This is a genomic window from Ruegeria aquimaris, from assembly GCF_025751555.1.
In the GTDB taxonomy this organism is placed as follows: Bacteria; Pseudomonadota; Alphaproteobacteria; order Rhodobacterales; family Rhodobacteraceae; genus Ruegeria_B; species Ruegeria_B aquimaris.
Map to the genome: position 1 here is coordinate 1 of NZ_JAOWLB010000027.1, position 21701 is coordinate 21701.

22 protein-coding genes are annotated in these 21701 nt (G+C 65.5%); 11 read left to right on the forward strand and 11 right to left on the reverse strand.

Annotation, left to right across the window (positions count from 1 at the left end; genetic code table 11):
• The coding region (locus tag OE747_RS22245) for an integrase core domain-containing protein (RefSeq protein ID WP_404818352.1) at nt 1–242 on the forward strand (242 nt) is incomplete at its 5' end.
• A gap of 151 nt (nt 243–393) precedes the next feature.
• On the opposite strand, the gene OE747_RS22250 is transcribed toward OE747_RS22245, so the two are convergent.
• From OE747_RS22250 to OE747_RS22260, 3 genes are all read right to left on the reverse strand, one after another.
• A complete protein-coding gene (locus OE747_RS22250) occupies nt 394–1764 on the reverse strand; it encodes a glutamate--cysteine ligase (protein ID WP_263830659.1) in 1371 nt (456 codons plus the stop codon).
• 154 nt (nt 1765–1918) lie between these two features.
• Nucleotides 1919–2446: a hypothetical protein gene (locus OE747_RS22255; protein ID WP_263830660.1), complete on the reverse strand. Its 528-nt coding sequence runs from the start codon at nt 2444–2446 to the stop codon at nt 1919–1921.
• Nucleotides 2443–3168 carry a 16S rRNA (uracil(1498)-N(3))-methyltransferase gene (locus OE747_RS22260; RefSeq protein ID WP_263830661.1) on the reverse strand — a complete coding sequence of 242 codons (726 nt, stop codon included), beginning with the start codon at nt 3166–3168 and terminating at the stop codon, nt 2443–2445. The genes OE747_RS22255 and OE747_RS22260 overlap by 4 nt, the downstream gene beginning before the upstream one ends.
• Before the next feature lie 12 nt (nt 3169–3180).
• Between OE747_RS22260 and ubiA the strand changes: the two genes are divergently transcribed.
• From ubiA to OE747_RS22275, 3 genes are all read left to right on the forward strand, one after another.
• Nucleotides 3181–4143, forward strand: coding sequence for a 4-hydroxybenzoate octaprenyltransferase (gene ubiA, locus OE747_RS22265; protein ID WP_263830662.1), 963 nt, complete (start codon nt 3181–3183; stop codon nt 4141–4143).
• 62 nt (nt 4144–4205) lie between these two features.
• A complete protein-coding gene (locus tag OE747_RS22270) occupies nt 4206–6137 on the forward strand; it encodes an OmpA family protein (RefSeq protein ID WP_263830663.1) in 1932 nt (643 codons plus the stop codon).
• Nucleotides 6138–6452, forward strand: coding sequence for a hypothetical protein (locus OE747_RS22275; RefSeq protein ID WP_263830664.1), 315 nt, complete (start codon nt 6138–6140; stop codon nt 6450–6452).
• 40 nt (nt 6453–6492) lie between these two features.
• On the opposite strand, the gene OE747_RS22280 is transcribed toward OE747_RS22275, so the two are convergent.
• The gene (locus OE747_RS22280; protein WP_263830665.1) at nt 6493–7506 is read right to left on the reverse strand and encodes a zinc-binding alcohol dehydrogenase family protein; all 1014 of its coding nucleotides are present in this window, start codon (nt 7504–7506) and stop codon (nt 6493–6495) included.
• Between the two features lie 95 nt (nt 7507–7601).
• Here OE747_RS22280 and OE747_RS22285 point away from each other — a divergent pair, with 95 nt between their 5' ends.
• The gene (locus OE747_RS22285; RefSeq protein ID WP_263830666.1) at nt 7602–7985 is read left to right on the forward strand and encodes a winged helix-turn-helix transcriptional regulator; all 384 of its coding nucleotides are present in this window, start codon (nt 7602–7604) and stop codon (nt 7983–7985) included.
• Nucleotides 7986–8053: 68 nt separating this feature from the next.
• Here the strand turns inward: OE747_RS22285 and OE747_RS22290 are convergent, their stop codons facing one another.
• Together OE747_RS22290 and OE747_RS22295 are read right to left on the reverse strand one after the other, a co-directional pair.
• Nucleotides 8054–9508: a D-alanyl-D-alanine carboxypeptidase family protein gene (locus tag OE747_RS22290; protein WP_263830667.1), complete on the reverse strand. Its 1455-nt coding sequence runs from the start codon at nt 9506–9508 to the stop codon at nt 8054–8056.
• A 301-nt stretch (nt 9509–9809) separates the two neighbouring features.
• Nucleotides 9810–10511, reverse strand: coding sequence for an HAD family hydrolase (locus tag OE747_RS22295; RefSeq protein WP_263830668.1), 702 nt, complete (start codon nt 10509–10511; stop codon nt 9810–9812).
• 90 nt (nt 10512–10601) lie between these two features.
• Between OE747_RS22295 and clpS the strand changes: the two genes are divergently transcribed.
• Genes clpS through hemF form a run of 4 tightly spaced genes read left to right on the forward strand, consistent with a single transcriptional unit; the run spans nt 10602 to nt 13684 of the window.
• Nucleotides 10602–10943 (forward strand): ATP-dependent Clp protease adapter ClpS, encoded by a 342-nt coding sequence (gene clpS, locus OE747_RS22300; protein ID WP_164127358.1) that lies wholly within the window; start codon nt 10602–10604, stop codon nt 10941–10943.
• Nucleotides 10944–10983: 40 nt separating this feature from the next.
• Nucleotides 10984–11949, forward strand: coding sequence for a class I SAM-dependent methyltransferase (locus tag OE747_RS22305; protein ID WP_263830669.1), 966 nt, complete (start codon nt 10984–10986; stop codon nt 11947–11949).
• A 37-nt stretch (nt 11950–11986) separates the two neighbouring features.
• Complete coding sequence (locus tag OE747_RS22310; RefSeq protein WP_263830670.1) at nt 11987–12787, forward strand: SDR family NAD(P)-dependent oxidoreductase; 801 nt, start codon at nt 11987–11989, stop codon at nt 12785–12787.
• A gap of 12 nt (nt 12788–12799) precedes the next feature.
• Nucleotides 12800–13684, forward strand: coding sequence for an oxygen-dependent coproporphyrinogen oxidase (gene hemF / locus OE747_RS22315; protein ID WP_263830671.1), 885 nt, complete (start codon nt 12800–12802; stop codon nt 13682–13684).
• 90 nt (nt 13685–13774) lie between these two features.
• Here the strand turns inward: hemF and OE747_RS22320 are convergent, their stop codons facing one another.
• On the reverse strand, nt 13775–14194 hold the full coding sequence (locus OE747_RS22320) for an RraA family protein (RefSeq protein WP_263830672.1): 420 nt from the start codon (nt 14192–14194) through the stop codon (nt 13775–13777).
• A 142-nt stretch (nt 14195–14336) separates the two neighbouring features.
• Between OE747_RS22320 and OE747_RS22325 the strand changes: the two genes are divergently transcribed.
• The gene (locus OE747_RS22325; protein ID WP_263830673.1) at nt 14337–15563 is read left to right on the forward strand and encodes a trypsin-like serine peptidase; all 1227 of its coding nucleotides are present in this window, start codon (nt 14337–14339) and stop codon (nt 15561–15563) included.
• Between the two features lie 7 nt (nt 15564–15570).
• Here OE747_RS22325 and OE747_RS22330 read toward each other — a convergent pair whose 3' ends face one another.
• The 3 genes from OE747_RS22330 to hemC form a co-directional block, all read right to left on the reverse strand.
• Complete coding sequence (locus tag OE747_RS22330; RefSeq protein ID WP_263830674.1) at nt 15571–16515, reverse strand: fatty acid desaturase family protein; 945 nt, start codon at nt 16513–16515, stop codon at nt 15571–15573.
• A gap of 64 nt (nt 16516–16579) precedes the next feature.
• Nucleotides 16580–18352, reverse strand: coding sequence for an adenylate/guanylate cyclase domain-containing protein (locus OE747_RS22335; protein WP_263830675.1), 1773 nt, complete (start codon nt 18350–18352; stop codon nt 16580–16582).
• Nucleotides 18353–18441: 89 nt separating this feature from the next.
• Nucleotides 18442–19401, reverse strand: coding sequence for a hydroxymethylbilane synthase (hemC, locus tag OE747_RS22340; RefSeq protein ID WP_263830676.1), 960 nt, complete (start codon nt 19399–19401; stop codon nt 18442–18444).
• A 106-nt stretch (nt 19402–19507) separates the two neighbouring features.
• Between hemC and hemE the strand changes: the two genes are divergently transcribed.
• Nucleotides 19508–20542 carry a uroporphyrinogen decarboxylase gene (gene hemE / locus OE747_RS22345; protein ID WP_263830677.1) on the forward strand — a complete coding sequence of 345 codons (1035 nt, stop codon included), beginning with the start codon at nt 19508–19510 and terminating at the stop codon, nt 20540–20542.
• A 63-nt stretch (nt 20543–20605) separates the two neighbouring features.
• On the opposite strand, the gene OE747_RS22350 is transcribed toward hemE, so the two are convergent.
• Nucleotides 20606–21700: a CaiB/BaiF CoA transferase family protein gene (locus tag OE747_RS22350; RefSeq protein ID WP_263830678.1), complete on the reverse strand. Its 1095-nt coding sequence runs from the start codon at nt 21698–21700 to the stop codon at nt 20606–20608.
• Nucleotide 21701: the final 1 nt, after the last annotated feature.

A 21701-nucleotide genomic window follows, 5' to 3' on the forward strand; every position in this document is an offset into this window, starting at 1 on the left:
TGGTTGCCATCATGGATTGGTACAGTCGCATGGTTCTCTCTTGGCGTCTGTCGAACTGCATGGTCGAAAAAGGCGCGCGGCGTGACAATCGGATGATCGAACGACTGTGGTGGTCGTCGAAGTACGAATGTGTCTGTCTGAATGCCTGTGATACGGGTTCAGAAACGCGCGCCGGGATCGGTAAGTGGCTGAGCTACCATAACACCGAACGCCCTCACGCGACACACGGTTTGTTGGCCTAAGCCAGCAAAACACAGACAATGAGAATAGCAGCCTAACTGAACCCCTGATCCATCTCAACCCGGCTGCAAATTGGTCCAAAATCCAGGACCGCCTCTCGCTCAACTGGATCCCCCATCCGCACCGCTCTCGCATGGCGGATGGGGGTAGCGCTCAGTAGCTGTATTCGCGGTAGATGCGGGCCAGGTCGCCGTTCCAGTCGCCGTTGTAGTGGTCGAGCAGCTCGTCGGCGGGGGTCTTGCCGCTTTCAACGCTGTCCTTCAGCGCGCTCAGGAAATGGGTTTCGTCCGGCACCATGCCGCCGGCACCGGGACGGGCGCGGGCCTTCAGCCCGGCTTCGGAGATCGCCAGCACCTCGCGCGCCAGCGCGTGCATGTCGACATCGCCCGCTCGCGCTTGGAGCCCCTGGCGGCTGGCTTCCACCCGCAGGGTGTCGCGGGTCTCGACATCCCAGCCCTTGACCAGATCCCAGGCGGCGTCCAGCGCCGATTGGTCGTACATCAGCCCGACCCAAAAGGCGGGCAGCGCGCAGAGCCTGCGCCACGGGCCGCCATCGGCGCCGCGCATCTCGATGAATTTCTTGATCCGCGCCTCGGGGAAGAGCGTGGTCAGGTGATCGGCCCAATCGCTGAGCGTCGGCGTCTCGCCCGGCAGCGCGGGCAGCTCACCCTTGAGGAAATCGCGGAAGGATTGGCCCAGCGCGTTGATATACTTGCCGTCGCGATAGACGAAATACATCGGCACATCGAGCGCGTATTGCACCCACGCCTCGAAGCCGAACCCGTCTTCGAACACGAAGGGCACCATGCCGGTGCGGTCGTTGTCGAGATGCCGCCAGACGCGGGCGCGCCAGCTTTTGTGGCCATTGGGCTTGCCTTCGAGGAAGGGGGAATTGGCAAAGAGCGCCGTGGCCACCGGTTGCAGCGCGATGGCGACGCGCAGTTTCTGCACCATGTCCGCCTCGGAGGCGAAATCGAGGTTCACCTGCACGGTGCAGGTGCGGCGCATCATGGTGGTGCCGGATGTGCCCACCTTTTGCATGTAGCCGTCCATCAGCTTGTAGCGGCCCTTGGGCATCAGCGGCATCTGGTCGTGGGTCCAGATCGGCGCGGCGCCGAGGCCGATGAAGCCGACGCCGATCTTGTCGGCGATATCCTTGACGTCGCGCAGGTGGTCGTTCACCTCGTCGCAGGTCTGGTGGATGGTTTCCACCGGCGCGCCGCTGAGTTCCAGCTGGCCGCCCGGTTCCAGGCTGACATTGGCGCCGTCCTTGGTCAGGCCGATGAGCTTGCCGCCCTCTTCCAGCGGGGCCCAGCCGTGCTGGTCGCGCAGGCCCTGGAGCACGGCGAGAATCGAGCGCTCGCCCTCGTAGGGGAGCGGTTTCAGCGTGTCCTTGCAGTAGCCGAATTTCTCGTGCTCGGTGCCGATGCGCCAGTCGGACTTGGGCTTGCAGCCCGAGGCAAGGTATTCGGCCAGCTGTTCGTGGCGTTCGATCGGTCCGCCGCCGGACTGGGGAATGGACATGGCTGGGGCTCCGTCTTGGCTGTGCTGCGTCCGCCGAGAAGTGGCATATTTCGCGCGGGTGTCAATGCATGCGGCGCGAGAAGCTCACGCGGATGTGTTGGCCAGATGCATCTTGATGGCCGGGCGCACGCGGACGCGGGGACTGATTCGGCTGTCAGTGCAGCCATTGCGCGGGGGGCCGCGAGGGGGTGCGCTCCCAGATCACCACAGCATGGCGGGGGGTGCCGTTCAGCTCGGCCAGCATGCGTTCCGTGCGCAATCCGGGCAGGCTGGCGAAGACATCAAAGAGCGCCTCGGCCCCTTCGGCATTGACCGGGATCAACAGTGGCGGCTGGCCGGGGCGTTCCAGCACCCAATGGGCGGGTGTGAGAGCGGGGTCGAGGGTGAGCCGTTCGATATCGGCGGCGGCGACCGAGCCGCCGGTGAGCGGGCCCATATAGGTGATCTCGCCCTCGTCCAGCGTAACCACACCCGGCCCGCCGGACCCGGTACGGAAGCGGGCGCGCTGGAGGCCGATGAAGGTCAGTGCCGTACCGGCCAGCAGGGTCGGCCAGCCGACCCAGCCCAAGAGCCCGCCCGGGCCGGTGATCCAGCTAAGCCCCACCAGCGCGATGGCGACCCCCGCCAGCACCTCGCGCCAGCGCCATAGAGCGTCGCGCGCTTCGGGGCGGATGAAGCTCATCCCCAGTCCCCCAACGCCTGCTGCCAGAGGGTCATGGAGGCCACGGCGGCGGTGTCTGCGCGCAGGATGCGGGGGCCAAGGCTGACGACATGGGATTGCTCCATCGCGTGCAGGCGCTTGCGTTCGGCCTCGGAAAAGCCGCCCTCGGGGCCGATCAGGATGGCCCAGGGCTTGTTCCGCCCTTCCGAGGCGAGGCGCAGGGCGGACCCGGCCTCGGCCTCGTCGCAGAACATCAACTGCCGGTCTGCGGGCCAATGATCCAGCAGGCGCGAGAGTTTTTGCAGATCCGCCACCTCAGGCACGAAGGTGCCGCCGCATTGTTCGGCGGCCTCGATGGCGTGGGCCTGGAGCCGGTCCTGACGGATGCGCTCGGAATTGGTGAAATCGGTCTGCACCGGCAGGATGCGGGCGGCGCCCATCTCGGCCGCTTTCTCGACGATGAAATCGGTGCGCGCCTTCTTGATCGGGGCGAACAGCAGCCACAGGTCGGGGGGCAATTGCAGGGGTCTGGTCTGCGCCTCACAGACCAGTGTGCCGCCGCGCTTGCCGGCCTCGGTCACATGGGCCAGCCATTCGCCGTCGCGCCCATTGAACAGCGCAACGGGGGCGCCCGCGTCAAGCCGCATCACCCCGAAGAGGTAATGCGCGTGGTCGCGCGACAGCGGAACCGGTTGCCCCGGGGCAAGCGGGTGCTCTACATACAGCCTGATCTTTGCACTCATGAAAGACTACATATGCAAGGCCAAGCCCCAACACCAGATGGTCAGGTTGCTGATGCGGTGACCGGCAACTGGGTCGATATCCATGCCCCGGCCTGGTCGCGGCCCTATCTGCGGCTGAGCCGGGCCGACCGGCCGATTGGCACCTGGCTGTTGCTGCTGCCCTGCTGGTGGGGGCTGATGCTTGCAATGCTTGACGGGCAGGACGCGCGCTGGGGCGATCTGTGGATCGCGGCGGGCTGTGGCATCGGCGCCTTCCTGATGCGGGGCGCGGGCTGCACCTGGAACGATATCACTGACCGCGATTTCGACGGGCAGGTCGAGCGTACACGCTCGCGCCCGATCCCCTCGGGGCAGGTGAGCGTCCGGATGGCGGTGGTCTGGATGGTAGCGCAGGCGCTGCTGGCGCTGATGATCCTGCTGACCTTCAACCGGGCGGCCATTGCACTGGGTGTGCTGTCGTTGCTGCCGGTGGCGGTCTATCCCTATGCCAAGCGGTTCACCTGGTGGCCGCAGGTGTTTCTGGGGCTGGCGTTCAACTGGGGCGCGCTGTTGGCCTGGACGGCGCATGCGGGCTCAGTGGGCTGGGGCGCGGTGTTTCTTTATGCGGCGGGCATCTGCTGGACGCTGTTCTATGACACGATCTATGCCCATCAGGATACCGAGGACGACGCGCTGATCGGGGTGAAATCCACCGCCCGGCTGTTTGGCGACCAGACCCCGCGCTGGATGATGTATTTCCTGGCGGGAACCGTCAGCCTGATGGGGGTCGCGGTGATCGAGGCGGCGCTGCCCGATGCCTCGATCCTGGCGCTGGTGCTGGCGCTGGCGGGGCCCTGGGCGATGGGCTGGCACATGGCCTGGCAGTTGCGCGGGCTGGACCTGAACGACAATGGCAAGCTGTTGCAGCTGTTCCGGGTGAACCGCGACACCGGCCTGATTCCGCTCATCTTCTTTGGGGCCGCCCTGTTCGCGTGATTGCGCCCGGGTGCGGTGACCGTTAAGAAACCTGTCAAAGACCGGAGAGACACGACCTGCTCATGCGACTTCCCCTGACCCTTGTGGTCGCGCTGACCTTTGTTCTGGCTGCGGCCCTGTGCGGTGTTGCCGCCAGTTTCGCGGTGACCGCTGTCGAGGAGAACTCGGAAATTGCCGTGCGCCGGGCGCTGGACCTGAACGGGCATGACTGGGCCGAGGTCGAGGCGAACGGATTGCAGGTGCAACTGACCGGCATGGCCCCGGACGAGGCGACACGGTTCAACGCGCTGTCGGTGGTGGGCGCCGAGGTGGATGCCTCGCGCGTCATCGACCGGATGCAGATCCGGCCCTCGGCCGGGATGGCGCCGCCGCGCTTTTCGATCGAGATCCTGCGCAATGACAGCGGTATTTCGGTGATCGGGCTGGTGCCCGCCCGGATGGACCGGGCGGCGCTGATCGCCTCGCTGGGTCGGCTGGCCGAGAATGAAAGCGTGACCGACCTTTTGGAGACTGCGAGCTATCCGGTGCCCGAGGGCTGGAACGACGCGCTGGGATTTGCGGTGAAGGCGCTGGACATGCTGCCCCGGTCGAAGATTTCCGTCAGCGCCGGGCGGGTGACGGTCAAGGCAATCTCGGACAGCGGCGCCGACAAGAAGCGGCTGGAAGAGGCGTTGAACCGGGCGGCGCCGCCCTCGGTGCGGATCGGGCTGGATATTGCCGCGCCGCGCCCGGTGCTCACGCCCTTTACCCTGCGCTTCCTGATCGACGAGGAGGGCGCGCGGTTTGACGCCTGCGCGGCCGAAACCGCCACCTCGCGCGCGCGCATCCTGGCGGCGGCAAAATCGGCGGGTGTCAAGGGCACACCCGGCTGTACGATCGGCATGGGCGTGCCCTCGCCCCGCTGGGCGCGGGCGGCGGAACTGAGCATCGGCGCGGTGGCCGCGCTGGGTGCAGGATCGGTGACCATAGCGGATGCCGACATCACCCTGGTCGCCGCCGAAGGTACCGATCAGGCGCTGTTCGACCGGGTGGTCGGCGAGTTGCAGACCGCGCTGCCGGATGTCTTTGCGCTGCATGCGGTGCTGCCGGTACCGGAGAAGACCTCGACCGTGGGACCGCCGGAATTCACCGCGACGCTGAGCCCCGAGGGGCAGGTGCAGCTGCGCGGGCGGCTGGGCAGCGAGGACATGCGGTTCATGGTGGACAGCTATGCCAAGGCGGCCTTTGGCTCGGACGCGGTCTATACCGCGACCCGGATCGTACCTGAATTGCCAGGGGATTGGTCGTTGCGGGTGATGGCCGGGATCGAGGCGCTGGCGACGCTGAAGAACGGCGCGCTGGTGGTGCAGCCCGACAACCTGATCCTGCGCGGGGTCAGCAATGACGCAGAAGCGGGCGCCGGCATCGCGCGGCTGCTCTCCGAGAAGCTGGGCGAATCGCAGAGTTACGAGCTGGACATCGCCTATGAAGAGCCGCCGGTGACCGAGGAGGCCGGGCCCGACCCAGACCTTTGCGAGGCGCAGCTGGTGGAGATCCAGAAAGCCGGGAAGATCAATTTTGAACCCGGTTCGGCCACCATCGCGGGCAGCTCGGCGGATACCATCGAGCAGATCGCAGAGCTGTTGCAGGCCTGCGGACCGATCCGGCTGGAAATCCAAGGCCATACCGACAGCCAGGGCCGTGAGGAAATGAACAAGCAGCTGAGCCAGGCGCGGGCGCAATCGGTGTTGAACGAACTCAGGGCGCGGCGGGTGCTGACCTCGACCTATTCGGCAGTGGGCTATGGCGAGAGCCAGCCGATTGCCGACAACGAGACCGAGGAAGGCCGCGAGGCGAACCGTCGGATCGAGTTCCGCCTGATCCGGCCCGAGTTGCTGAACGAGGAAGCCACCGCATTGGAAGAGATCGAGGCGACGGAAGACGGCGCGGCCGCCCCCACGGATGCGGATGCGGGGACGACCGGGGCTGACGGAGCATCCGGGGAGGATGAGTAAGTGAACAGAACCGAGTTTATCATCACCACCGCGATCATCCTGTTCGTCGCCTTTTCCATGGGCTGGTTCGCCAATTGGCTGGTGCACCGGTTCACCCGCGTGCGCCAAAGCGACGTGGCCGACCTGGACCGGATGAGCCAGGAGCTGCACGAGGCGGAGGAAACCCGCGATCAGGCGATCACCTATCTTCAGCAGCGCGAGGCGGAGCTGTCCAATCAGCTGGCCCAGACCGAAGCGGAACTGGCCGCCGCCATGGACGGTCTGCGTGCGGCGCGGCAAGACGCCGAAGAGTTGCGGCAACATCTGAACGGATAGCCCCGGCGGCGGCGCCACCGGGGCCTCCGGGGCGTCTGTCTCAGAACCCTTTCAGAACGATCTTACCCCTGGCCTTGCCGCTTTCCAGCAGGGAATGCGCCTTTGTGAGGTTGGCGGCGTTGATCCGGCCCAGAGTCTCGGTGACCGTCGAGCGGATGCGGTCGCTGTCCACCAGCGCCGCCACCTGATCCAGGATTTCGCCCTGACGAGCGATATCGGCGGTGCCGAACAGCGCCCGGGTGAACATGAACTCCCAATGGATCGAGACACTCTTGCGCTTGAACGGGGCGATGTCGAAGGTTTCAGGATCGTCGATCAGGCCAAAGCGACCCTGCGGCGCGATCAGTTCGGCGGCCTGCGATAGGTAGGATCCTGTGGCATTAGTCGAGAACACGAAGCCCGGCGCGCCGATGCCCAGCGCCGTGATCTGCTCCGGCAGAGGTCGGCTGTGGTCGATCACGTGATGCGCGCCAAGCCCCGCCACCCAGTCGCGGGTTTCGGCGCGCGACGCGGTGGCGATCACGGTCAGGTCGGTGAGCGCCCGCAGGAGCTGGATCGCTATAGAGCCGACCCCGCCCGCGCCGCCGATGATCAGCACGGCAGGCGCCGCGCCCGGCACCGGATCGGTGACGCGCAGGCGGTCGAACAGCATCTCGTGCGCGGTGAGCGTGGTCAGCGGCAGGGCGGCGGCGGCCGCGTCGGAAACGCTGGCGGGCGCATGCCCGGCGATACGGTCATCGACCAGGTGGTATTCGGCATTGGTGCCGGGCCGGTCGATGGCGCCCGCGTACCAGACCCGGTCACCGGTTTTGAAACGGCTGGCGTGGGTGCCGGTGGCGACGACCTCGGCCACGGCATCCCAGCCCAGAATGCCCGGGGTCTGCCCGGCGGGGGCGACATTCTGGCGGATCTTGTAGTCGACGGGATTGACCGACACCGCAAGGACCCGGACCAGCAGGTCATGGCCGGTCACGGTCGGGGTGTCGGTTTCAAAGTCGATCAGTGCACAGGCGCGGTCGATCGGCCCGGCGGCAGTGTATCCAACGGCTTTCATGGCAGTCTCCTGATTGTGGTCAGGAGGCAGATAGACTAAGCTTCATTGTCTGTCATACGAACAAGATAAGCCTATAGTGTCAAAAAGGATACCATGTGGGAAAGCTCAAGCATCACAGGTTCGATTGCTCTCCGGGTTGTCCGGTCGAGGCAACGGTGAGCCTGATCGGCGGCAAGTGGAAAAGCGTGTTGCTCTGGCATCTGTTCAGCGACGGCACCTTGCGCTTCAGCGAGCTTCGCCGCCGGGTGCCAAACGTCACCCAACGCACCATGACCAACCAGTTGCGCGAGCTGGAGGAAGACGGGCTGGTGCATCGCGAAGTCTATCCACAGGTGCCGCCAAAGGTGGAGTACAGCCTGACCGATCTGGGCCGGGGGCTGGGACCGGTGTTGGTCGCGCTCAAGACCTGGGGCGAGATCAATCTGGACCTGTTCGGCAAGCCGGTGGTACGGAATGCCACCGCCCCGGCAGCGGAGTAGCCAAGCCCGCAAATGAAAAGGCCACGGCTTGGGTCCGCGGCCAATTCACGAGGTAACCGGTCTTGGGCCTAGGACGGCCCGATCATGAAACAGGGCACGTTGCGCGCCGAGAGGCGGCGGCAGGCCAGGTCGGCCTGGTCGCGGGTCATGCCCTGGAACGTGGCCTCATACCCGCGCGAGGACTGGTTGACCTTGCGCAGGGTGCCGTCGAGCGTGTTGATCTCGGCCAGCGCGGTGCGCAGCAGAACCTTTTCGGCATCGTAGCGGCTGGAATAGCGGCCGATATTTATGCCCCAGAGATGCCCGCCCGAGGTGGACAGGCGGGTGACGACCTCACGCTCGACCTCGACCACGTCGGCCTGCGGCGAAGCGGCGTCAACCGAGGCCATGACCAGATTTTCCGGACGCATGGACGGGCGGACACCGGGCACGGCGTCGGCGCCGCGTTCGAGCTGGGTCGCGACCGAGGGGGCGGCGGGCGTGGCTTCGGCCATGGCGGCAGAGATACCGGCCTGAATGCGATCTTCGTCCTGACGGGCGGTCTCGGCAACCGCCTCGGCGACCACAGAGGCGATCTGGCCGCCGGGGCGGGCCAGCGGTCGCAGGCTGTTGCCCGGGGCACCCGCGACGCGCACGGTCTTGGAGGTGCTTTCAGTGCCGGGCGTGTCAGACGGCAGGTTGTCGTTGCCTGCATAGAGCGGAATACCCGGCGCCCGGATCGGGGCACGGTTGGGCGCCTTGCGAAATCCGAGGTCGAGCAGTTCGGCCACCTTGGCATTGCGCGCGGTGCTCGACTTGCCACCGAACACGGTGGCGATGACCCGCTTGTCGCCGCGTTTCGCCGAGGCCACGAGGTTGAAGCCCGCCGCCTGGGTATAGCCGGTCTTGATCCCGTCTGCGCCCTGGTAGGCGTCGAGCAGGCGGCGGTTGGTATTGGCGACGCTCTTGATCCCGGCGCTGGTCTCGCGCCGGGAGAACAGGTTGTAGTACTGCGGATAGTCATAGAGCAGATGCCGCCCGAGAATGGTCATGTCCTGGGCGGTGCTGAGATGACCGGATTCGGTCAGGCCATTGGCGTTCTTGAAGGTGGTGCGAGTCATGCCCATCGCCGCCGCGGTCCGGTTCATGCGGCGGGCAAAGGCCGCCTCGGACCCCGATATGGCGATGCCGATGGCGGTGGCCGCGTCATTGGCCGACTTGATCGCGGCGGCCCGCACCAGATAGCGAAATGCGATTTTCTGACCGGCGCGCAGGCCCAGTTTCGACGGCGGCTCGGCAGCAGCCTGCGGGGTGATGCGGATCTCGGTGTCCATGGTCAGCTCGCCGTTCCGCACCGCCTCGAACGCGATGTAGAGCGTCATCATCTTGGTCAGCGAGGCCGGATGCAGCCGGGCATTGGCGTTCTGCGAATGCAACACCTCGCCCGTTCGCGCATCCATCACCATCGCCGCATAGGGCGCGGCGCGCGCAACCGAAGAGAGCGACAGCATCACCAGCGCCGCGAAGAATAGGAGTAAGCCCATAAGGGCCGGCATTTTTTGCCGAACCTGCACGATCATTGCCTCTGTCTGCCTCGGGCCGCCGGTTTCCGGCTGGCGCATTTATTGTGTTTGGGACAGGCTAACACAGCAATTTCTCAAAATAAACCCGCCGCTTGTGCGCATCGGCAGAAATTGTCAGGATCGGCGGGACCAGATGTAGCGGTCTGGATCTCATTCGCCCCCACACTGGCGATTGTGACGAGAATGTGGCCGATCCCGATGTGATTCGAACAGCTCGAAACTGTGATCCCGGTCACGGGCCGTGCGGTTTCTCGCAACAGGTTCAGCCGATGGTGGCCACCAGCCCCGCCAGTGCGCCGAGATCGGAGAGACTGCGAAACCGGGTTTGGTCGCCGGGCGGGTCGGCTTTCTCGATTTCCCATTCCAGCCCGTGCGGCACGTAGACGCCCCAGCTGCCCGCCGCGATCGGGGCCAGAACGTCCGACCGCATGGAGTTGCCGACCATCATCGAGCGCCCTGCCCCGTCGCCATGGCGGGCAAAGACGGTCTGATAGGTCTGCGCGGTCTTCTCCGAGACGATCTCGACCCCGTGGAACAGATCGCCCAGGCCCGACTGCGCCAGCTTGCGCTCCTGGTCGATCAGGTCACCCTTGGTGATCAGCAGCACACGGTGGGTTTGCGCCACCGCCTCGACCGCGGCGCGGGCGTGCGGCAACAGTTCGATCGGATGCGCCAGCATCTCTTGCCCGGCCTCGATCAACTGCCGGATCACGGCGGCGGGCACCCGGTCCTCGGTCACTTCGATGGCGGTTTCGATCATCGACAGGGTGAACCCCTTTACCCCGTAGCCATAGTGGCGGATGTTGCGCCGTTCGGCGGCCAGAAGGCGCTCCATCAGGTGGTCGGCCTCGGCGAAATCGGCCAAGAGCCCCGCAAAATGCGCCTGAGTCAGTTGAAAGAACCGCTCGTTATGCCAAAGCGTGTCGTCGGCATCGAATCCCACGGTGGTCAGATTTTGCGCCATGTTTCGCGTTTGCTTTCTCTTTTCCATTTCCGCGCTAAGGTTATATAAGCTTGCGACCCAACCGAAGCCGGAATCGGATACGCGCCGCCAATGACCGCAAAACCGCATATGATGTCGGACAAGGACGATCAGGACAACGACGCGTCTGTCCTGTTGCAGACGCGCCCCAAGACCAAGCGCCCGCCGCTGTACAAGGTGCTGCTCTTGAACGACGATTACACGCCGATGGAATTTGTCGTGCATGTGCTGGAGCGGTTTTTCGGCATGAATCACGCGCAGGCGTTCGAAATCATGCTGACCGTGCACAAGAAAGGCGTTGCGGTGGTCGGCGTGTTCAGCCACGAGGTGGCGGAAACCAAGGTGGGACAGGTGATGGATTTTGCCCGCCGCCACCAGCACCCGCTGCAATGCACCATGGAGAAAGAGGACTGACGGCACCCGCCGCCTGCCCCCTCTGGAACGGAAAACGCCGATGTCCCCTCGTCTTGAGCTGGCCTTAGCCTCGGGCCTTGTCCTGAGCCCGCCCGTGTCTGTTCTGGGGCCGTCCCCGGCGCAGGACCTGTCGGCCATGCCCGAAGGCACCCAGGTGGTGCAGCCGTTCCGCCCCTATCACGACCATTTCGCGCGCCTTGGCTTTGACACGGTGGCGCGGTCGGAGGCGCCCTGTACGGATGTGATCGTGTTCCTGCCGCGCGCCAAGGCGCAGGCGCGGGCGATGGTGGCCGACGCCTGCCGCCGCGCCTCGGGCCTCGTCGTGGTGGACGGGGCCAAGACCGATGGCATCGACAGTGTGCTCAAGGATATCCGCAAGCGGGTGGCGGTCGAAGGGCCGCTGTCCAAGGCGCATGGCAAGATCTTCTGGTTCCGGGCCGATGGCGCCGATTTTTCCGACTGGGCGGCGCCAGAGACGCAGGAGGTGGACGGATTCCGCACTGCGCCGGGCGTGTTTTCCGCTGACGGGATCGACCCGGCCTCGGCCCTGCTGCTGTCGGCGCTGCCGAAAAAGCCCGGCAAGGTGATTGCCGATCTGGGCGCCGGATGGGGTTATCTGTCCGCCGGGCTACTGTCGCGCGAGGGGGTCAAGGCGGTGCATCTGGTCGAGGCCGATCATGCGGCGCTGGAGTGCGCCCGGGTAAACGTGACCGACCCGCGCGCGCGGTTTAACTGGGCCGATGCGCTGACCTGGAAAGCGCCCGAGCATATCGACACGGTGGTGATGAACCCGCCGTTTCACACCGGCCGCACCGCCGAGCCGGAACTGGGCCAGGGGTTCATCGCGGCCGCCGCGCGGTTGCTGGTCGCCTCGGGTCAGCTGTGGATGGTGGCCAACCGGCACCTGCCCTATGAGGCGGCGCTGTCGCGGCATTTCGCGCAGGTGGCCGAGGTGGCGGGCAACGCCCGCTTCAAGGTGCTGCATGCCTCTCGCCCCCGGCGGTGATCCCGGCTAAGTTGCGCCCCGAGTCAGGAGGAAGCTCATGTCCTTTTCCATTACCGGCAAGACCGCCATCGTGACCGGGGCCGCCAACGGCATCGGCCTCGCCATTGCCCGTCAGTTTGCCTCGGCCGGAGCGAATGTGATGTTCGCCGATATCGACGAAAAGGGGCTGTCCGAGGAATTGGGCGATCTGGGCGAAGAGGGCAAGATTCGCTATTTCGCGGGCGACCTGCGCGAGCGGCTGACCATCGCCAACCTTCTGTCGGCCACGATGGACGCGTTCGAGCAGATCGACATTCTGGTCAACGGCGCGCGGCAAGTGGTCCCTACCGATCCGCTGGATCCCGAGGACGACACCATCCGCACCCTGCTGAACCAGAACCTGTTTCCCGCCTATCGCCTGAGCCAGGCGGTGGCGAAGCGGATGATCAAACAGGCGGGCGAGGATGGCGAGGGACCTGCGGGCACCATCATCAACATCTCGTCGGTGGCCGCGCGGCGCACCCATCCCGACCTGATGGCCTATTCGGTGTCGACCGCGGCGTTGGACCAGATGACCCGTTCACTGGCGGTGGCGCTGGCGCCGCATCGCATCCGGGTGAACGCCATTGCGATCGGTTCGGTGCTGAGCGCTTCGTTGCAGGCCACGCTGAAGGACAACCGTGAATTCCGCCAGGATATCGAGCGGCATACGCCGCTGGGCCGGGTCGCCGCCGCCAACGAGCTGGTGGAGACCGCGCAATATCTTGCCTCGGAGGCGTCGAGTTTCATGACCGGGCAGATCCTGACGGTAGATGGCGGGCGCACCCTGCTGGACCCGGTGGCAGCACCCGCGCATTAGAGAGAAGACCCGATGTTCGAGACCGAGAAATCCACCGCTGCCGCCTGGTTCCGGGATCTGCGTGACCAGATCGTTGCCGCCTTTGAGGGGCTGGAGGACAGCCATTCGACGGGCCCCTTTGCCGATATGGCGCCGGGCAGGTTCGAGGTGACCGAGACCCAGCGCCAGTCCGATGATGGCACGGATGCGGGCGGCGGGCTGATGAGCGTGATGCGCGGTGGCCGGGTGTTCGAGAAGGTCGGCGTCAACATCTCGACCGTCTATGGCACGCTGGGCGAACGGGCGCAGGCGGCGATGGCCGCGCGCAAGGGCATTCCGGGGATGGCGGACGATCCGCGCTTCTGGGCCTCGGGCATCAGCCTGGTGGCGCATATGCAGAACCCGCATGCTCCGGCGGTGCATATGAACACGCGGATGTTCTGGACCCCGCATGCCTGGTGGTTCGGGGGCGGTTCGGACCTGAATCCCTGTATCGAATATGCCGAGGACACGGCGCATTTTCACGCCACGCAAAAGGCGCATCTGGACCCACATGGGGACGGGCATTATCCCCGGCTCAAGGCCTGGGCGGACGAGTATTTCTATATCCCGCACCGCAAGCGGGCGCGCGGCGTCGGCGGTATCTTCATGGATGATCTCTGCACCCATGACTGGCAGGCCGATTTCGCGCTGACGCAGGATATAGGGCGTGCCTTTCTGCCTGCCTATCTGCCGCTGGTGGAACGCCGCAGGCTGCAGGACTTCGGCGAGGCCGAGAAGGAGGCGCAACTGGTGCATCGGGGACTCTATGCCGAATACAACCTGGTCTATGACCGGGGCACCAAGTTCGGGCTGGAGACCGGCCATGATGCCAATGCCGTACTGATGAGCCTGCCGCCGCTCGCGAAGTGGATCTGACCGGGGAAAGGGGGCGCTGCCCCGGTCGCCTGGCGGCGCGGCCCCGGAGTATTTTCAGCGAAATGAAGCGGCGGGACGGTTTCCGGGCGGTCAGGGCCGAAGCCAGAAATCCTCCTCGAGCCGGTCGTAGCAATAGTTCTGCGCCATCGAGGCGGTCATGTTGTCGCCGACAACCTTGACGCTGACCGAGTAGCCCGGCGTGGTGTTGACCCCCGGCGGCGGTTGCAGCGCATAATGCACGCCCTTGCGGCCCTGGACCGTGACCGCGGGGCCCACCGGGCGGACCAGATAAATCCGCTGGGTGGCGCTGGTGCGCAGCACGCGGATGGCATAGTCACCCGCGCCGCACCAAAAATCCTTGGGCGCCGAGCCGTTTCGGTTGACCACCTCGATCACGCCTTTGCTGACGGGATAGACCTCGAACCGGTTGAAGGCCTGAAAGGCCAGCGCCATGCCGGGGGCCAGAAGGCCCGCGCCCAGCAGCGCCAGTACCGTCTTGCGCCGTGTCATCCAAATCTCCTGCACAAAATGCTTTGAGGTTCACAGGATAGCGGAAATCACGCGCGGCGCCAGTGAAACGAGGGGACGGCGCCGTTTGACCCATTCAGGGAACGCGGGCAAACTGCCGGGGTGTGTTTGGGAGGTGCCAGCGATGCGTTGGAGTGTTTTGCTTGCGTTCAGTCTGATGCCAGCCATGGCTGCGGCGCAGGGTGCGCCTGCAAGCTACGAGGCGGTTTCCGGCGAAGACTACAAGAGTGAGGTGCTCTTTTTTGCCTTTGATGGCAACTACGACGGATTTCTGGCGCGGCGACAAAACGAGTCTCTTCAACAGGCCTTCTGCCTCGAAGGCTGTGAGCGGGCCACACTGGATAATCCAGAAAGTTTCCCCCATGTTCGGGCAGAGCTGATCACGGATGAGAGCGCGACTTGGATCTCTCTTCGCATGTCGGATTTCTGGTTAGGTGAGAAGAGCCACCTTCTCGTATCCGGGCAAACTGGATCGTTTCAGGAGTTCGATCAGCAAAAGCTGGATGACTGGGAAGGCGAAACTGCAGTGTTCAACGGAAACGCTCTATTGCTGGAGTTGGTTGTTTCGGAAGATGCAGGTCTTCTTCCGTTCTATTCCATCGACGAGATCGCGTTCGGACGCCCGCCGGAGGCCAGCCCCCGCGAACCCGGCGCGTTGATCGAGGAAAGTGCCGACAGTCCCCAGGCGGTCTGCGGCACCGATCATCGCGTACCTTCCCATGACGAGCGGCTGTCGCGAGTCTGGAAAAACGGTTGCACCGCCTGGCCTCTGGCCAATGGAGCGATGCTGACCGCAGGCCATTGCGTGACCGCCGGAGGCATGGGCATTCTCGAATTCAACGTGCCTATGTCTGGTCCGGACGGCAGCCCGATGCATCCGGACCAGAGTTTCCAGTACAAGATCATGTCGGACAGCGTCGAATACGACAGTTCCGGTGTCGGACGGGATTGGGCGGTGTTCGGTGTCGTTCCGAACGACGCCGGGCATCTGCCAAAGGATGTGTTCGGGTATTTCCAGGTGACGCGCAAGGGAACGGACGGCGAGGTCACTGTCCGGGGATATGGGCGGGATAGCGACCCGCTGGGATCCGGTCGAAACGGGTTCAACGCCTATAGCCAGACCCAACAGCAACATGGCGGGCGCTATGTTGTGGAGCCGGGCGGATCGGTCGTGGTGCACGAGGCCGACACGGATACCGGCAACTCGGGTTCACCGCTGCTGAGCGGAACGGGGGCGGCCTTTGGCATTCATACGCATGGCAAATGCGACAGCCGCGTGACCGAGAACAAGGGTACCGGATTCATGAACGCCGATTTCTGGGCGGCGATCCAGAAGTTCGGGCCGCTATAGGGCGCGCTCAGACGCTGCGCCAGCCGGCCTCGCGCAGGGCGGCGCCATAGCTGGGGGCGGTTTTCATCCGGGCGCCGAGCCCCTTTTCCAGCAACAGCGCGTGCATCCGGGGCAGGTTGTAGCAGGGCACATGCATGATCATGTGGTGCTCCAGATGGTAGTTCACCCAATAGGGCGCAACCAGCAGGCGGGCGATGGGCCCGGCAAGGGTGGTTCGGACGTTCCGGAACGGGTCCTCGGATTGTTCGGTGGCGCCGTGCTCGGCGATGTTGCGGATGCGCAGGACGAACTGGAACCAGGTGAGATAGGGCAGGATCCAGAAGGCCAGCCCCCACCACCAGTCGCCGACAAGGCTGATCAAGAGCGCAATGCCAAGAAAGACCGGCAGCGATTTCCACAGTTGCGGCGCCTTGAAGCTCTGCGCGAAATCGGACGCGGCGGCCCTGATCGCCTCGTCATCGCCAGCAAGGCGGAAGGACATCAGGATCTGGCCGGTCAGCTGCTTGATCCCGGTACGCCCGGTCAGGTCGCGCGCGAATTTCCTTTTCATCGAAGCATGCGAGGTGGGGAATTTCGACGACAGCACAAGGTCGGGGTCCTTGTCTGTCTGGGTAAAGCGGTGGTGTGTCAGGTGGTAATGGCGATAGGCCGCCAGTTCCGCCAGGATCGGACGGCCGCAGAGCCATTCGCCCACCAGATCGTTGAGCCGCCGGTTACGGAAGAGCGCGTTATGCGCCGCCTCGTGCATCAGGATGGCAAGGCCAAGCTGGCGCGAGCCGATCACGATCACCGCCAAGGCAAAGGTCAGCGGGTTGGGCCAGAGCCCGAAGAGCGCCACCGCCAGCGCGATGGTGCCCCAGCAATGGGCGACCAGCCAGATGCCCATCAGGTCCGACCGTTCGGCCAAGGGGCGGATTTCCTCGGTGCTGAGATAGGCCTTTCCCGGTGTCATGTTGCGTCCTCCATGGCGGAAAGGGTCTCAGGTCGGGGACGGGCCTGTCAAACAGAGCGCCACGTCATTCCGGGGGCAGGCCGAGATCGATCAGGATCTGGAGATTGGCTTCGTCGGCCGCAACCCAGCGCGCCCAGATCGGAAAGCGGAAGGCGCGGCGCCAGAATTCAGCCGTCAGGGCCGGGTATCTTTCGCGTGCTTGAGCAAGGTAATGCGCGGCCTTGTCCCGGTTGCCAAGCTTGGCGTGTTTCAGCGCGGTGGCCATGAAGACGAAGTAGTCCGCATTGGGAAACCGGCAGGCGGTCTCATAGGCGGCCAGCGCCTCGGGATCGGCGGCGTCGGTGTTGCGAAAGGTGAAGGCATTGCCAAGCTGGAACCAGAAGCCCCAGGCCATAGGGTCCTTGGGGTTCAGGCGCAGTGCGGTGCGGGCGGCCCGTTCCAGCCGGTCGCAATCGAGCCTTTGCATGAACAGGCAGGCGTGGCAGCGACCGAAATGCAGCACCGCGTTGTTGGGATTGAGCGCCTCGGCCTTGTCCAGCGCGTCGGCGGCATCCTGTTCCCGCCCGGTTATGGCCAGCAGGACGCCCAGCGCGACATAACCGATTTCAAGGCGATCGTCGCGCTCGATGGCTTGCGCAGCATGGTCTAGCCCAGTCGAGATTTCGGCGGCCGGGTCGCGCGACCGCCCGGTAATGACCTTCACCCAGGCGAGGCGCGCCAGCAGCGCGTGCGGCAGGGCGAAATCCGGATCGGCGGCAATGGCGCGGGTGTAGAAGGCATGTGCCTGCGAATAACCCTCGTCGGTGTAGCGGGTGAATTCGGAATAACCCTTTTGGCACATCTCCCAGGCGGTCAGGCTGTCGGTGGGTTTGCGGCGCGCCAGATTACGTTCGTGCGCGCCCAATTCCGGCTCCACCCCGGACACGATGGCGGCGGTCAACTCGTCTTGCAGGTCGAACAGATCGGCCATGGTCCGGTCCCAGCGTTCAGCCCAGACATGGGCGCCGGTCCGGGCATCGATCAGCTGCGCGGTGGCGCGCAGCCGGTCGCCTGCGCGTCGGACGGAACCCTCGACCACATAACGCACGCCCAGTTCCTCGGCGATCTGGCGCACGTCCTTGTGGCTGCCCTTGTAGGCAAACGCCGAGTTGCGGGCGATCACGGTCAGGGTGCGGAACCGGCTGAGTTCGGTGGTCACGTCCTCGACAATGCCATCGGCCAGGAAATCCTGTTCCGGGTCGGCCGACATGTTGTCAAAGGGCAGGATGACCACGGCGGGCAGTTCGGCGCGCACCTGGGGTTTGTCCGCGGCGCAGGCGATGCCCTCTGCGCCCACGCGCCAGACCTCGACCGGGTCAGGAATGTTCTTGACCGGCTGCGGCCCCAGTTCGATCAGTTCGGCGGCGACCTTGCCGCGCACCTGGTCATGGACACTGCGGGAGATGCAGATGCCGCCGGGAGTGGCCAGGCTTTCCAGCCGGGCGGCGATGTTGACCGCGTCGCCCAGGATATCGTCGCCATCGCTGATCACGTCGCCCAGGTGGATACCGACCCTGAACAACATCCGAGTGTCGGGGTTGGTTTCGGCCTGGTCGCGCGCCACCCGTTGCAGGATGGCGACGGCCGACCGCAGGGCGGCGACGGGCGAGGCGAATTCGGCCAACAGGCCGTCGCCCATGGTCTTGATCAGCCGCCCGCCCTCTCGGGACAGGTCGGGCTGGACGATGTCGGCAAAGAGGTAGCGCAGGCGGGTGACCGTGCCTTCCTCATCCACAGCCATCAGGCGCGAGTAGCCCGACAGGTCGGCGGCGAGGATGGTTGTCAGGCGGCGGTCCATGCGGGGTCTCCGGGCGGGCGCAGCGGTGCGCCCCGCCCACTATGCCCGGGGAACCGGCGATGACAAAGCAGCAAAGGCCGCGCGGGTGGTCAGCCGCGCCAGGCGAAGAAGCCCGGCCCGGCCTGGGCCAGCAGGTCACGCGCCATCTCGGTACCCAGTGCCGGACCGTCGGCCACGTCGCCGCTGCGATCGAGCGCGATCGCCTCGGACCCGTCGGGACGCAGCACCTCGCCGCGCAGGCGCAGGGTGCTACCGTCCAGCTCGGCCAGCCCGGCGATGGGGGTCTCGCAGGACCCGTCGAGCGCGGCGAGCAGCGCCCGTTCGGCGGCCAGCCGCTGACCGGTCTCGGCATGGTGAATGGCGGCCAGCATGTCACCGGCGCGGGTATCATCGGCGCGTCGCTCGATCCCGATGGCGCCCTGCGCGATGGCGGGCAGCATGTCGTCAGGCGAGATTGCGGTGGCGGGCACCTCGGCCATATTAAGCCGCCGGATGCCTGCCATGGCGAGGAAGGTGCATTCGGCGACACCTTCGGAGAGCTTGCGCAGGCGGGTCTGCACGTTGCCCCGGAATTCGACAACCTTGAGGTCGGGCCGACGGTTCAGCAACTGCGCCTTGCGGCGCAGCGACGAGGTGCCGACCACGGCGCCCTGCGGCAGGTCGCGGATCGCCGAATGGCTGGGAGAGATGAAGGCGTCGCGCACATCCTCGCGCGGCAGGAAGGTGTCGAGCACTAGGCCCGCCGGCTGTTCCACCGGCATGTCCTTGGTCGAGTGTACGGCGATGTCGATATCGCCGCGCAGCATCGCCTCTTCGATCTCCTTGGTGAAGAGACCCTTGTTGCCGATCTCTTTCAGCGGGCGGTCCGCCTCGATCATCGCGCGGTTGTCGCCGGTGGTCGAGATCACCACGATCTCGAACGCGTCCTCGGGCAGGTCAAAGGCGGCACCCAGGCGGCGGCGGGTCTCATACGCCTGCGCCAGCGCCAAAGGCGAGCCACGGGTGCCGATCTTGAGCGGCGATGCGGGAGAGGGAAGTACGATTTTCATGGACGTCAGCTTTAGTCGCGTCACATTGCCCTGACAATGGGGGCTGCGCTTGACAAATTGCCGCCGAAGGCAGACCCGTGGCGCAACGTGAAGGATGGGGGCGGATATGGCCGAGACAAAGAAACTGCTGCGGGTGCTGGCGGGCGAGGTGCTGGACACCCCGCCGATCTGGATGATGCGGCAGGCCGGACGGTACCTGCCCGAGTATCGCGCCACCCGCGCGCAGGCGGGCGATTTCCTGTCTTTGTGCTATAACCCTGAACTGGCCGCCGAGGTGACGCTGCAACCGATCCGCCGCTATGGCTTCGACGCGGCGATCCTGTTTGCCGATATCCTGCTGGTGCCGCAGGCGCTGGGCGCCGATCTGTGGTTCGAGACCGGCGAGGGGCCGCGCCTGTCGACCATCGGGTCGCAGGCGGATTTCGACCGGCTGAAGCCGGTGGAAGCGATCCACGAGACGCTGGCACCAATCTATGAAACGGTGCGCATCCTGACCCGCGAATTGCCTGCCGAGACGGCGCTGATCGGTTTTGCCGGGGCGCCCTGGACCGTTGCGACCTATATGATCGCCGGGCGCGGCACACCGGATCAGGGCCCGGCGCATGCGCTGCGCGAGGGCCATCCGGCGCTGTTTGACGCACTGATCGAACGGCTGACAGCGGCCACCATCGAATATCTGAGCGCCCAGATCGAGGCGGGCGCCGAGGTGGTCAAGATATTCGACAGCTGGGCCGGGTCGCTGAAGGGTGAGGCCTTTGCCAGATACGCGCTGGAACCCTGCCGCGAGATCACCCAGGCGCTGAAAGCGCGCCACCCGAACATCCCGGTGATCGGTTTCCCGCGAGAAGCGGGTGAGGGCTATGTCGGCTTTGCCAAGGCCACCGGCGTCGATTGCGTGGCGCTCGACAATTCGGTGACGCCGGATTGGGCGGCGGCGCATGTGCAGGTGGATGGCTGCGTGCAGGGCAACCTGGCCTCGTCGCATATGGTGACCGGCGGTCAGGCGCTGGTGGACGAGACACGGCGTATTGTCGAGGCGTTTTCCAAGGGGCCGCATATCTTCAACCTGGGCCATGGCATCACGCCGGATGCCGATCCTGCAAACGTGCAGCTGATGATCGACACGGTGCGCGAAGGTTGAGTGCGGAGCGAGGGGCGCTGCCCCTCGCGCTCCCCGGAGTATTTCCAACCAGAAAGAAGCAGGTCAGGGGTTGGCGGTCTCTGCCAGTTCGGCAAGGATCTGCGCCGTGTGTTCGCCGCGCGTGGGGCTGGGCTTCGGTTGCCAATCGCGGTCTTTGAAACGGGGCGCAGGTGCGGCCTGGAGCGTGCCGTCGATCTCGGCCCAGGTGCGGCGGGCGGCGTTCATCGGGTGGTGCTGCGCCTCTTGCGGGCTGAGCACCGGCGCGACGCAGGCGTCGGTGCCGAGGAAGAGATCGGCCCAGTGGTCGCGCGGCTTTGTGGCGAAGAGTGCGGCGAGGCGGGTGGTGAGCGCGGGCCAGAGTTTTGGCGCGAATTGCTGCTGAAACTCGGGATCGTCTGACAGGCCGAGGCGGTCGAGGAATTGCGCATAGAACTTGGGCTCAAGGCATTGCACGGTGACATGGCCACCATCGGCGCAGGCATAGGTCCGGCTCCAATGCGGGCCGTCGAGCAGGCTGCGGCCGCGTATCTCGGACAGGCTGCCTGTCTGGCCGAGGCTCATCAGCAGGTTCATCATATGGGCCGAGCCGTCATAGATCGCGGCATCGACCACGGTGCCCTGTCCGGTGGCGCGGGCGTTCAGCAGGCCAGCCAGCAGCCCGGTGACCAGATACATGGCGCCGCCGCCGATATCGCCCACCAGCGTGGCGGGCGTCTGCGGCGCGTCGCCGGGGGCCGAGCCGTACCAGAGCGCGCCCGACAGCGAGATATAGTTGAGGTCATGCCCGGCGGCATGGGACAGCGGCCCGTACTGGCCCCAGCCGGTCATCCGGCCATAAACCAGCGCCGGGTTCAGAGCGTGGCATTCGGCGGGGCCGAGGCCGAGTTTTTCCATCACGCCGGGGCGGAAGCCTTCGATCAGCGCGTCGGCACTGGCGATCAGGGCGCGGGCGGTGGCGATGTCGGCGGCATCCTTGAGGTCGAGCGCGATCGAACGCTTGCCGCGATCCAGAAGCGAACGCTCTGGCATGCCCGGGGTCACCGCGCCACCCTTGCGATGCACGGTGATCACGTCTGCGCCCAGATCCGCCAGCAGCATGGCGGCAAAGGGTCCGGGGCCCAGCCCCTCGATCTCGACGATGCGGATGCCGTTCAGCATG